The organism is Paenibacillus sp. FSL R5-0928, assembly GCF_037970385.1.
GTDB classification, from domain to species: domain Bacteria; phylum Bacillota; class Bacilli; order Paenibacillales; family Paenibacillaceae; genus Paenibacillus_AQ; species Paenibacillus_AQ odorifer.
Window position 1 is genome coordinate 4,503,480 of record NZ_CP150225.1, and the last position, 13,447, is coordinate 4,516,926.

The window sequence follows — 13,447 nt, forward strand, 5'->3', positions numbered from 1 at the left end:
AATAAATCACCAAATATTGCTTTGCTATGTTCGTCTAAGTAATACCCATCTTCATGCAAGCCTTTCTTTTGCGATTTTTTTGCGCAAGAAATAAAGAGTCCTTTATAATGTAATAATGTACATAAAGACGGATTTGGAGGGAAATAAATGGCAAGTCGTAAATGGGTATTAATCATAGACGATGAAGATGATTTAGCGCGTCTAATGAAGGCTGTTTTACATAAAGAAGGTGTTCCAGACGTTGTAACTGCCGGGACCGTTGCAGAGGGTTGGGACAAGTTCCAGGAGTATAATCCTGAGCTTATATTGCTAGATATTATGCTCCCAGATGGAGAAGGATATGACTTATGCAGAAAAATTCGGGAAACATCAAATGCACCCATCTTATTTATGTCTGCAAAAGACGAGGAAATTAATAAGCTGTTAGGACTGGCGATAGGTGGCGATGATTATATTACTAAACCGTTCAGTCCGAAAGAAGTCGCTTATCGGGTAAAGGCACAACTGAGAAGAGCTGGCTTTACAGAAGAAAAAAAGGCTCCGAAAAGCTTACAAGCTGGTCCCTTTGAACTTAGTGCCAATGAGACAGAATTAAAAAAGAATGGCGAGGTCCTCGTGCTAACCGCCAAAGAAGTCGGTTTAATGAGCTGTTTTATGCATCATCCCAATCAGATTCTAAGCAAAGAAACCTTGTTTGGACAGGTGTGGGGTGAAGATTTTTTTGGTTCCGATAATACAGTGATGGTACATATTCGGCGATTACGCGAAAAAATTGAGGCCGACCCTTCAAATCCTTCCTTTATTTTGACGGTTAAAGGGTTAGGTTATAAATTACATACCAAGGAGTGAGACTAGTTGAAATGGAAATTGACACTCCGCTTTTTAAGATCGGTTATGACTATTGTTGTGATCGTTGGTATTGTAAACGCGATTTTGTTCCTTTCCCTATTCTTTATAAAGGTAAATAATAATAACTTTGGCACTGAAGAAGCATCTGCAGAAACCTTTAGCCGAACCTTTTCACAATACGTAGAACTACAGGCTGGCAAACCTGTTGTGAACGAAGAAGGTCTCAAAAAACTACAAGAAATGAGCGCCTGGGTACAATTCTTGAATGACCAAGGGGAGCAAGCAGCAGCCTTTTATACCCCTGAAGAATTGAAAACAGAGTATTCTCCTATTGAAATTGTCCAAATGTATAAATATAAAGAATTAGATGCACGCACGACGGTTTTTGTCAGCGAAGCCCAAAATTTCAGTTACTTTTTAGGGATTAATAATCCTAAAATAGGCCGCTACGTAATGACCTATGACTACGCTAAAATTTTCAAAGATGTTAATGTTTTTCTTTCCATTTTTTTAATCGTTGATGTGCTTATTGTAATCATCATTGGATTTCTATTTGGGAAAAAGTTAACTGCACCCCTTCATACATTAATAGAGGGTATTCAACAGCTCAGGGAACGACGTTTTAAGAAAATGCCTACTCCCAAAGGTGTTTATGAAGATGTTTTTCGTAATATGAATGAACTATCTGAAAAGCTCGATCGGCATGAAGAGGAGCGTAAACGTCTCGATCAAATGCGTGAGGAATGGATTAGCAATGTTTCACATGACATGAAAACACCACTTGCTTCTATTCAAGGTTATGCAGAATTTATTAACGACAGTGCCACAGATTTAACAGCCCAAGAATTACAGGAATACACGTCAATTATCAAAAGTAAATCGATGTATATGAAAGATCTGTTAGATGACCTCAATTTAACAACACGTTTACGTAATCACCAGCTATCCCTGCAATTTGAAGAGGTGAATCTCGTTCAGTTTCTACGAGAAATGACGATTGAACTTTTAAATGACCCGACCTTTGGTGAACGGCAGATAGAGTTTGAGGCGAATGTGGCTAAAGCAATGCATAAAGTAGATAAAAAGTTACTAAAACGAGCGATCCTTAACTTGATCTACAACGCGCTGGTGCATAACGATGAAAATGTCGTGGTGAAGATTCGAGTGGATACAGGTCCAGAATCTCATACCCAAATTTCGATTTCTGATAATGGCCAGGGTATTCCAACTAAAGATCTGGAACAGGTTTTCGAACGCTACTATCGGGGTACAAATACAACCAGCAAGCATGGTACTGGTTTAGGAATGGCCATCGCAAGAGACATTATTTGGGCTCATGAGGGGAACCTCGATATGACGAGCATTGAAAATACCGGAACCACCATTACTATACTTTTATAATACAAATGCCTTACTTACTCATTAGGCAGAGGAAAGGGCTGTGCTCCATTACCTTTATTGGAGACAGCCCTTCTTCAATTTATTAGTTTTTTATTGCTTTTAGCGGAATATCCTCTACTTTCACTTCATCGTATGAGGAGACTTGATCACCTTTTTTTACATACATTTTTAAGTAGGCGCCTTTACGAAGATTTTTTTGTGCATTAAATTCCAGTGGAATTGTATTACCTTTAGCATTTGTAGCCTCTAGTGTATACGAATAGGAAGTCATCACTGTACCATCACTCAGTTTATATTCATGGGGTTCCCCATCCTCTGTAATTTGTAAATAGTAATTTTCGGCATTCATGCGATTGAAATCAATCTTTGCTAGAGCAAAGACACCTACAACCCCAATAACAAACAAAATACCCATAGTAATTAGAAATTTTTTCATCTCAATCATCCTTCTGTTCTATTATTTAGTGTGATAATACGATTGTATGAAGCTACGGTTAAGAAATAATACAAACCGTAAATTACGGTATAAGCAATCATCCAGAGCAACACTGGCTTTGCTAAATCTATCATCAGTAGACTAGAGAATGCTTTTAAAGCCACTACACTATGCAATAACCCTACTATAAGCGGTACAACAAAGATAACGAATACCTGTGACGCAATGGATTTCTGCATTTCTTTTGCACTGACACCCATTTTATGCAGCATATTGTACTGTGCTTTATCCTCTTCTGCCTCTGTTAAAACTTTAAAGTAAATGATACTGCCTGTTGCAGCCAGAAATACGAGCCCAAGGAAACTTCCTATAAAAAGTAGAGAACCTACACTTTCCAAGCTTGTTTGGTAATCTTGAGGCCTACTGGAAAATGGCGCTTCTTCAGGCAAATGGTTTGCGATTTTTGCAGATAAATCCACAGAGGCATCCTCTATCCCAAGAACACGATAGCGTAGCACTTCTCCATCATTCCGTAATACTTTATACTGTTCATCCGAGACTACAACTGTTATACCTGCTGTGCCTGCATTCAATACGGTTTGTGTTTTAAAGCTTTGGAATGTGAGTGGATGGCCGTTGCCTGTTGTTATAGTTTTTCCTGTATACATAGGTGAGAACCTTTTGTCATATCCGATATCTAAAATAACTGCGTAACCATCCTTTACATTTAATTTTTCTTTATGCTGTACATTTGCTAAGTTGTTGTATGTTTTTTCATCGATAACTGTATACCCTCTTTTATCAGAGCTATCGAACGAGGATGGTGAATTTAATTCTTTCGTATGAAACGTAATGGATAGCGCATCGATATTTTCATCGTATTTTGTAGCTGGCAGTACAGCATTTACTTTTTTATCCATTTCCGCATCTGTTGATTGATACATAAAGGTATTCGGATTAATCGTTTTTGCCGAGTCATTCGTATTGTAATACAGGCTATAGACCGCTCCACCGGCAGTTACTGTTGTAGCACTCAACACAGCAATCACAGTTAATGTACGTGCATTCCCACGGATACGATAGAGCAGCTGCGATATGGTTATTACATGAAGGCCTTTCCACAGCCACTTTTCATTTTTCTTAATCATTGCTAACACAAAGCCAGTCACACTGTGGAACAATAAAAATGTACCCACAATTACCGTTGTTAAAATAATTAATACGGTCATGAGAAATCCGATTTTTGCCCATACCTTAGAAGTGAAAAGGTCCTGCATTGCAAGCAAATAGCCCAAGACAATAAGTAACACTCCAAGAACAGCTACTATCATAGATGGTTTAGGCGCCACTTCTCCCTTTTTGGAAGCATGAAATAAATCAATCAGCTTAAATTGATAGATCAAGCGGTAGCCTTGAAATGATGTCACTAAGAAAATAACCAGAAATACGATAGCCGTGTTCATCGCAGCCGCCATTGAAAAAGTAAAGGGTGCTACAACGTCATAACCCATTAAATGAATCAAAATCGTCATAAATCCTTTTGAACAGAGGAAGCCAAATACAATCCCTACTATTAAAGAGAATAATCCTAATAACAAATTTTCAAAAAAGAGCATAAAACCTATTTGACGATTACGTACCCCCAGCAACGCATACAGTGCGACTTCTTTTTTACGTTTTTTCATAAAAAATGAATTGGAATAAGCTATAAATATGAACACGAAAAAGATAAGAATGACTGCCGCGCCACTCATTAGGGAAGCCAGTTTTTGGGATGAAGCCGTCTGTTCTGCTATCGTATCACTATATTTTAAGGTCACAAATGTAAAGTAAATGATGATACTAAACACCATCGATGCAATGTATAAAAAATATTGCGAGAAATTTCTGGCTATATTTTTTCTTGCTAGACTAAATAACGTCATCTACCTCACCCCCAATGGCCGCATGAACATCTAAGATCTCTTGGAAGAAGGCTTTGCGTGTCTGATCACGACGATAGATTTCTGTTGAAAACGAACCATCTTTGATGAAAATAATCCGGCGGCAGAAGCTTGCGGCAAAGGCATCATGGGTTACCATCATAATGGTCGAATTGTTATTTTCATTTAAAGTACTTAAGCTTTCCAATAAATCTGTTGCTGATTTAGAGTCAAGTGCACCTGTTGGTTCATCAGCCAAAATCAGTGCTGGCTCTGTCACGAGCGCTCTAGCCGCAGCGGTTCTTTGCTTTTGACCCCCAGAGATTTGGTAAGGATATTTCCCCAGTAAATCTTCAATCCCAAATACTTTAGAGATCTGAGTCACGAGGTGATTAATTTTCTTCGCTGGAATTTTAGCAATCGCCAGGGGAAGCAATATGTTCTCCTTTACCGTCAAGGAATCGAGTAAATTGTAATCTTGAAAGATGAACCCGAGATGTTCACGCCGGAAGTCTGACAAAGCTGCTTCCTTCAGATCATGAATACTCTTGTTCTTCATATATATCTTTCCTTCTGTTGGAGAATCTATGGTTGCTAACAAATTTAGCAAGGTTGATTTTCCCGCTCCGGAAGGTCCCATAATCCCTACAAACTCACCTTCATGAATGTCAAAAGACACGTTTTCCAACGCTGTGTAAGCAGCACTTAACTTCCCGTACACTTTTTTTACGTTTTCTACTTTTAATAATGGTTCCATTCATTTCACCTCATAATTTGCTGATACTTATACTATAGGCACCGAACCTTACAGCAAATTCATGCCAACCTTACAACAAGCTTAAATCTACAAAAAAAGGGATACCCTGTAGCCATTTAAGACTACGGAGTATCCCTTTGCTATTGAATAGCATTCATTTTTTTCTGGTTGTATATAAATCAGAAGCTTCATCAAAGTAAAAGCGGCGTTTTTGTTTGCCAAACACGACTAAGACAATATGGATGAACAACACGATCGTTAAAATAATGGAGGTCAATCCAGCACCTAGCGTTAAGAATATAGATGCCTTATAAAATGGAGAATCCATTGATAGTTCCACATTATTCAAAATATTCGCAATGACTGTTATGAAGTACATCGCGTAAATGGCACCAAAGCGTTTAAATAATCGCTTGTTAGTTTCCACTCGACTTATTTTACTGTCATAGCGATAACGCATTATTTTCGTACCGATTGTCGATCCATTCCAAATTATCGGAATAATAAAAAAGGTTACAGAAAGTGTAATTGTGCTCGCAATAAATTCACTAACCATATTAACGTTGGTCATACTCAACACAACTTTAACTACTAGGTTGCTGATAAATAGATCAATAATAACAGCCAGTAACACAGACATCCCTCTTACTTCATCAAGAGCTAATAATCTTTCTGCTTTCTCCTTAATTTTCTTTTTTGATGGGAATAACGCCAACACGGCTGGAGCAATAAAGAACCCCAGTACTCCGCCAGAAGTATTTAACAATAAATCATCCACATCAAAAATACGATAAGGGCAATTATAAATCCCGTAAATACCGGTTACCTGTGTTATCTCATAAAATAAAGTTAATAGGAACGTGAAGCCTAGAGCTTTCTTCCAATATTTTTTATCATGAAAAAAGTAACGCAGATAAACACCAAAAGGTAATAATAGCAAGAAATTAAAAAAAGCTTGATAGAATGAGGGTTGGCTAAATAACAGTCTATAAGTAGCTGGCTGTGATAACACGATGCCACTATTGCCAAAGGTGCCCACTATAAATTGAAATGGCATAAGTGAATAATGTTGTGTGCCCGGTTTTTGAAGAGAACAAGTATTACGTATTTCCGGCAACGGCAACAATACTAAAAATAACGCTGCTAGAAAGTAAAAGATAAACGAAAACGAAATTAACGTGGTAGAAAAGGGAAGGTAATTATATTTTCTATAGGTATAAATGAGCCATGGGATAAATAAGGCAAATGCTAAAACCACAAAAAAGATCGCTGCCACAAAGATCGGTTGAGTATATGCTGACATTTCTAGTTCACACCCCAAAATGATTTAGTATTCATATTAACCATAAAACTGATTCTAATTCAACTGGAGTTGGAACATTTTATCAAATTTAAGGATCCTGTAATGTTGGCATCAATTTAATGTAAGGTTCGCAACTTATACTAACTCCTAAGCAAATAAAAATATTTTCAAAGGAGCACTATTAATGAATCCCTCCATTTCGCAAAAAGAAAGAATCATTTCACTCGACATCATTCGCGGACTTGCTCTTTTCGGCATTCTGCTTATAAATGTTGGAGCCTTTAAAGTTATTATGGAAGGAGATCCCTTACCAAACTATAGTGGCATTAATGGAATCATCCATAGCTTGATAATCATCTTCGTACAAAAAAAGTTCTTTTCTATTTTTTCCTTTCTATTTGGTGTAGGTCTATACATTTTCGCCTCAAGAGCCGAAAGCCGGGGAGATAAACCCAGATGGCGTATGGCTAGACGTTTACTAATCCTTTTGCTGCTGGGAATCATTCATGTATTTATCTTTTGGGGAACCATTCTGCCCACATACGCCATTATCGGATTGTTTCTGATCCCTTTTTATCACTCAACGGTTTCTACACTTAAAAAATGGCTGATAGGTATGACATCCATTTACATCATTTCCTTGGTGGCAAAAATATTTCTACCCACTCTAGGGGTTATATCATCTATCCTTGATATTTTTTCTAATGATGCTATACAAATCTTTATTATGTTTTTAGCTGGTTTTTTAACCGCAAAGTCAGGTTGGCTGACACACATACAAGAATTGTCTAAACCAATTAGAGGAATTCAAATGGTATCATTTCTGTTGTTCATTGGTTTTTCACTATGGATTTGGAACGCTTCTCAAAGTGGGAGCAGCAATGTAGATTCAGTTACGGGCTTAGGATCTCTCCCAACCACTTTGTTCTACTTAACAACATTATTTCTACTATTAGAAAATAAACAAATGGTGAAATTCCTGAAACCCATATCACGGGTGGGTCAAATGGCGTTTACAAATTATGTAGCACAAAGCATTATAGGGACGGCAATCATTTCAATGATAGGTCTCGAAGTCGTTTCACCGAAAGATATTCTCTACATCGCAGTTCTGATTTATTTTATTCAAATCATTTTTAGTACCATCTGGTTCAAGTTCTTTTCCATGGGACCCTTAGAAAAGCTTTGGCGCTTGATGACCTATGGAAAAAAGCCTGCAACAAAACGATAAAAACTTCACTTTCCTCCTCTTAATGCAAGTCGGAATTTATTTTCCCAACCCAAAAACCCCTTATAAAAAGGGGTTCTCAAGTTTAAGCGCTTTAACTTTTAGCCGACAGATCACAACATGAACATTAAGAATCAGAGAATCAAGTCCAAAGCATCCTGCGAAATCCACACTTTATCTTTAATCATTACCGTCAGCACATTTAGTTTCGTTGTTTTGCCATCCTGTATGGCGATATTTTTATCTATAGGCAGCTTGAGAACTTGGCCTGCTTTTTTCACTACAACCACCGGATTATTCTTATCGGTCTTATCTAGGGTAATCGTAGCTCCTTTGGCCTTGAATTTATCACTGGATACGTACAGTGTATCCTGAAGCTGCGCCAGATTGAGTCCGGTCACTTCTTGAATATATTTATTCACATCCGTATTCTGGATTACACCGCTGTTCACGAAATCAGTCGGTTTAAAATTAGCCGGATGGTACGCGAATAAGCCAACTTCTTCCGATGTGTGATCATCCGTAGAGAAGGTTACACCTATTTTATCCCCCAAAATTTTACCGATGACCGGCGAAAGGTTATCCTGCATTCCCAATCTGACTTGATCTGCTTCTTCTTTGGTTAGATCACTAAGTCCATAATGATCTGCAAGGACCTTTTTGAAATTGCTCTCATTAATACTGCCTTCAATGTAATAACTGGTATGCTTCGCTTTCTTCAGCACGGAGATTAGGTCTTTGGTAGAATCATAGTTCGTCATATTGAGTCCGCCGGTAGCATGATCCGAAACCGATAAGACTGCTGTATTGCCATCTTTTTCTGCAAAGTCAACAGCGGCTTTAAAGGCTTTATCAAACGCTAAGGTCTCACTCATAATACCCACTGGATCGTTATCATGACCATACCAGTCAATCTGGCTTGCTTCGACCATCAGAATAAAACCGTTCTCGTTCTGCGACAACTTCTCTATCGCTACTTTGGTCATTTCAGCAAGGCTCGGTTGCTTTTGCGGGTTCAGGTCAAAATCAGCATCCAGTGCTTCGGGGTTGAAGAGACCCCAGATTTTATTCGTTTTAGAATTCATTAACCCTGCTTTATCCGTTACGTATTCATACCCATTTGATTTCAGAACTTTGGTTAAATCTTCTCCGTCCTTGCGGTTAATGTCTTCTTTGCCGGGTACCAAATACCCGGAACCACCCCCAAGTAGAACATCTACACCACTATAGACCATCTGTTCTGCAATAGACTGCGCATTGTCACGCGTGTATGCATGACTTAAAAATGTAGCCGGCGTCGCATCCGTTAATTCACAAGTGAATACCGTTCCTGTACTTTTCCCTGCCATTCTCGCTGCATCCATAAGGGTAGGCAGAGGTTTGTTCACGTCCTCTGGCTTAACTGCGCTTATGAAAGGCATCGTTATTCGGTCTGGAAGTATGGATACCGTCTCACTCTTAACCTTATGGCCTGTAGCATAAGCCGTAGCTCCCGCAGCGGAATCTGTGGTCAGTGAATCCGTAGAATATGTTCTCACCAGCCCGCTGAAATACTTATCCATCGCAAGCGCCTGCCCTCCCTGATACCATCTGGCCAAGTTCACATCGGATAAGCTCATCCCATCCGTAATAAACAGGATTACGTTTTTGACCGATTTGTTGGTAGGAGCATCAGAGTTATTGGCGCCATCGGCGTAGGTCGTTCCGTTGCCTGCTGCAAGCAGACTGCAAATCATAACTGTACTGCAAATTCTCCCGATAACCTTTTTGCGCATTTGAATCCTCCTCTAGCAGATTTTGTTAAGTACGTTATTAGTTTAAAGGAGGATTGTTTGCGGGAGCAGCACCTATTCTCTTATTTTATATTAAATTCTATGCATATTTTGTCTTGACCTGTGCTACTGATATTTGTAAAAAAGGGGCGCCCTAGGGGCCCCCTTTGCATTATTATTGTCTTATTACGAGGACATCTCGAGGCGCTCTACCGGTACTTTGAATTTGGGAAATTTCGGAGCTTGTAAGGATACGTCCTACCAATATCAACGAAGATGTGACATTGTTAAAGTTAAAATTATTCAAGTTCGCTACGTTTTGGCTGCCACGGAACACACGGAACGATCCCTGAAAGTTAATTCGCGAAAAAAGCACAAGCGTTACTTGAGAGCTTTCCACAACATTTCTGAGACGGAAACTCGAGAGAACGTTGTTAAACCGAAACGCTCCAAGATCACGAACCGCAACTCCTCCACGTCTGAATCGAATCCGACGATTGGTAAAATTAGTACCCGACCAAAGAGTAAGACGTATATCACTGTTAGCCAACTAAATCAACTCCTTTTCTGAGATTGATATAGTTTATTACTAACTTCAAAGAACGGTACAAGACAAATACAGTTGTACAAATGTTTGTTTTTCAGATTTCCCTAAGGTGGTATTATCCAAATAACCGTATCGAGCCTCGGATATGTTAGCAATTGAAGTGATTTTTACAGTTATATTCTTCTAACTATTAGACACTTTCTTATACGTTAGGTGCGAATATGAAAAGAATAATTCAAGCATTCGGGTATTTAGGTAGTACAATTTTGGCTGCAGCTTTACTGTCATGGATCTGCGTATTTTTGATTCACGGCTTACCTGGTGTCTATGAATGGATGGCACTTAAATTTATCATCCCCATTCTAGGTTTCGTAGGACCCAACCCAAACCCTCTTGACTATCCTGGCAGAAGGACTGCCGTTATATTTTGAAGGTACCAATGCAGAGGTTATGCCGTTAAAAGGAACAAAAGTCACGCCAATGCGCAATGAATCATGATCTGGTAAAAAGTGAGGCTATCTTTCTGAGGAGTTACCGTAGGAGGAATGGACAGCTTCAACAACTAAAAAAAGGCGTTAACGGATGCCTAAGCTCCGTCAACGCCTCCTCTATCCTTTCATTGTATTCCTGCCTCTGCTGGAAGCGAGTTATTTCTTGTCCCCACTGCTTTAATAACGAAATTGTAGGCTTTAGCAGAATCTATGCCGTTTAATGTATAGCTGTAACTCGTCTGACCGCTTACCGTCGGTACATACACGCTCCAGTTTGTGCTGACTTTATCATTTTTCTCGTAAATCCGGTAACCTCGCACCGGCTCAGAACTATTTGCTGGCGCTTTCCAAGAAAGAACTGCACGGTTCCCTGACTGTCTTACTGCGCTTGGATTTTGGACAATGCCGGGTTTGACATCAGTCCGTTTAATACTGTAAGCATCATAGACGGCAAGGGGTTTATCTTTAACTGCTGTGTAGGATGTGAATTTCAGCACGTCGCTTGTAATGGAAACATCCACGAACATTTTCTTGTTGGGCTGATCGTTTTTTGCTGCAAAAAAAGTGTCTGCATCTGGATTAATAGCATAGAATTTCGAAGCTGCCGAGTTGCCCATTAGATATACGGTCCCTTTGGGATTCAGCACATTTCCTTGCTCATCGGTAATGACATTCTTAATCGGAACGTTGTTCAGCATTTGAAAAGACCTCATATACATATGGTCATGACCTTCAAAAACCATGTCCACACCCAGCTCATCCAATACAGGAATCAGATATTTCCGGTAAAATTCTACCCGGTCGCTTTCTGCCGAAGCATTATCCCCTGAAGAATACGCTCCCTTATGCATCGAGACGAATTTCCACTTTTTATCGGTCTTTGCCACCTGATTCCGCATCCATTCCAATTGTTTGGTGAACTGAATATCCGCTTTGTATGGCTTGACCTCCCCTTCGTACTGGGAATTGATCTGCATAAACAGGGCATCGCCGTATTCGAAAGCATATACCGAACCGTCATGAGCACCCGTCCCGACATCTTTTGGAAGATTAAAATGGTTATAGAAGTTGTTATTCGGATAATCTTCTATCTCATGGTTGCCGATAATCGGTGCAAATGGCACATTGGCAAATTCCTTTTTCGGCACACCCAAGAACCACTGCCACAGCTGCTCCAGATCACCGTCATCCGTTAGATCCCCTGTAAGAAGAACAAACTTGGGATCTACCGTTTTCTCAATAGCTCTCTTAAAAGTATCCTGCCACAGATCAAAATTCGATTTACTTGAGCCTTGGGTGTCGGTTACATAGAGGAAATGGAAATCCTGATTATCCGCCTTGTCCGTGGTAAAAGAACCCGCCTCGCTCCAGCCGTCCGCATCACCGTTACCGGCCCGGTAGATATATTGGGTTCCAGGCTTAAGACCGCTTGCAATAACCTTGTGGCTGGCGAACTTTTTATACTTTTGAGAACTTCTGTCTCCTGATGTCATTAAGGTTTCAATAACTGTTGAGCTGCCCTCATAAGAAGCTGCCAGTTGTTCCGGAAACTCGCTTCCTCCCGCATTGGAGGCCTCCACTACTTGCACTACTGTACCTCTGACGGTTTCGGCTGTATACCAGTCAAAGGCGATACTTGTCTTTGGGTCCCCGTTAAAAGTCATGTTCAGCAGCGTTGGTGTTTTGATGCCGGTATCCGGAGACTTTGTCTTAAAGCTCCAGGTAATATCGTTCTCAGGTGTCCGGCCATCCGCAGTCCCCTTAACAAGCTCTTTAGGGACGGTCACGTTGTAAGTTTTGCCGGCAGTAAAATTAGGGTGGCTGACTCTGACTGTGTCTTGACCGAGGAGCGAAGCAGAAATGTTATTAAGAGGGAGATTGTTTTCCGTGATTACAACTTGATAACCACTGTCGAGACTGATCGCTTTGTTAAACTTCACTGTGATCTCTGCGTTAAGGGAAACATCTGCAGCCCCTGAAGCGGGAGTTTTGCTTACCTCAAGTGTGGGAGTGTCCCCAGGTTCGCCGCTGCTGCGTGTTCCTTTAATTATCACATCTTTGATTCTGCTTGAGCCTGAGCTGGACACCGTTCCCCCGCTTACACTTTTCGCAGAGTTTACCACCCAGCGGATATAGAGTACATCTTGATTGTTTGTTCCCGCAGGCAAAGCGAGGTTAGTTAATTTGCAGGAATTATTGGAACAATTAAAATTGTTCTGGGCTAAAACAAGGTTGCCGCCCGTAACATCTGTCCATTCCTGTTGATCTATACTGTATTGCACCTTAAAATCCCTGGGTCCTGTACTTGAAGAAGTTTGCTGTGAAGAGAGGAAGATACCTTCGAAACCTTTGGTAGAAAGCGTGGCAAGCCAGTATTTCAGGCCCGTTCCTTCATGCCACCCCTGGTTGCGTACGCTGTTCTCACCTGACTCATAGGTGTACGCATTCGTATTAGTTCCTACATCACGAATGGATGAAGCCGTCTGATATACCCCGCCTGTAGCCGGAAATACACCGTTCTCGCCTTTGTCTTTAAAAATCCACTGGGCAATCGTTTCCTGAACTGCAGTTGCTTCGCTTGCAAGATCTTCCTCATTTCCCTCTCTTCCTGCTGAGACAAACCCGGTCAACTCCATGGCAAGCAGCAAACCTATAACCATTAGACTGATTACCTTGTAAAATCTATTTTTGAGATAAGATTGGTTGTTATCCATTCAGCCCATCTCCCTCTTCCTTAATCT

The 13,447-nt window shown here is 40.2% G+C and carries 9 protein-coding genes; 3 read left to right on the forward strand and 6 right to left on the reverse strand.

Annotated features, from left to right (window positions below):
- Positions 1-147: 147 nt before the first annotated feature.
- Entirely contained in the window at positions 148-849 is a 702-nt protein-coding gene (locus MKZ16_RS20315) for a response regulator transcription factor (protein WP_036688733.1), read from the forward strand.
- A gap of 6 nt (positions 850-855) precedes the next feature.
- Positions 856-2,250, forward strand: coding sequence for a HAMP domain-containing sensor histidine kinase (locus MKZ16_RS20320; RefSeq protein ID WP_076104941.1), 1,395 nt, complete (start codon positions 856-858; stop codon positions 2,248-2,250).
- Between the two features lie 82 nt (positions 2,251-2,332).
- Here the strand turns inward: MKZ16_RS20320 and MKZ16_RS20325 are convergent, their stop codons facing one another.
- The 4 genes from MKZ16_RS20325 to MKZ16_RS20340 all read right to left on the reverse strand — a co-directional run bounded on the left by MKZ16_RS20325 (position 2,333) and on the right by MKZ16_RS20340 (position 6,668).
- Entirely contained in the window at positions 2,333-2,686 is a 354-nt protein-coding gene (locus MKZ16_RS20325; protein WP_036688737.1) for a YxeA family protein, read from the reverse strand.
- A 5-nt stretch (positions 2,687-2,691) separates the two neighbouring features.
- Positions 2,692-4,611 carry an ABC transporter permease gene (locus MKZ16_RS20330; protein WP_339814643.1) on the reverse strand — a complete coding sequence of 640 codons (1,920 nt, stop codon included), beginning with the start codon at positions 4,609-4,611 and terminating at the stop codon, positions 2,692-2,694.
- A complete protein-coding gene (locus tag MKZ16_RS20335) occupies positions 4,598-5,365 on the reverse strand; it encodes an ABC transporter ATP-binding protein (RefSeq protein WP_038572078.1) in 768 nt (255 codons plus the stop codon). The genes MKZ16_RS20330 and MKZ16_RS20335 overlap by 14 nt, the downstream gene beginning before the upstream one ends.
- Positions 5,366-5,519: 154 nt before the next feature.
- On the reverse strand, positions 5,520-6,668 hold the full coding sequence (locus MKZ16_RS20340) for a VanZ family protein (protein WP_076104943.1): 1,149 nt from the start codon (positions 6,666-6,668) through the stop codon (positions 5,520-5,522).
- Positions 6,669-6,852: 184 nt separating this feature from the next.
- On the opposite strand from MKZ16_RS20340, the gene MKZ16_RS20345 reads away from it, so the two are divergent.
- The gene (locus MKZ16_RS20345; protein WP_076104944.1) at positions 6,853-7,899 is read left to right on the forward strand and encodes a DUF418 domain-containing protein; all 1,047 of its coding nucleotides are present in this window, start codon (positions 6,853-6,855) and stop codon (positions 7,897-7,899) included.
- A 131-nt stretch (positions 7,900-8,030) separates the two neighbouring features.
- On the opposite strand, the gene MKZ16_RS20350 is transcribed toward MKZ16_RS20345, so the two are convergent.
- Together MKZ16_RS20350 and MKZ16_RS20355 are read right to left on the reverse strand one after the other, a co-directional pair.
- Positions 8,031-9,671: an alkaline phosphatase gene (locus tag MKZ16_RS20350; protein WP_036688747.1), complete on the reverse strand. Its 1,641-nt coding sequence runs from the start codon at positions 9,669-9,671 to the stop codon at positions 8,031-8,033.
- Between the two features lie 1,160 nt (positions 9,672-10,831).
- Positions 10,832-13,420, reverse strand: coding sequence for a metallophosphoesterase (locus MKZ16_RS20355; protein WP_076104946.1), 2,589 nt, complete (start codon positions 13,418-13,420; stop codon positions 10,832-10,834).
- Between the last annotated feature and the right edge of the window lie 27 nt (positions 13,421-13,447).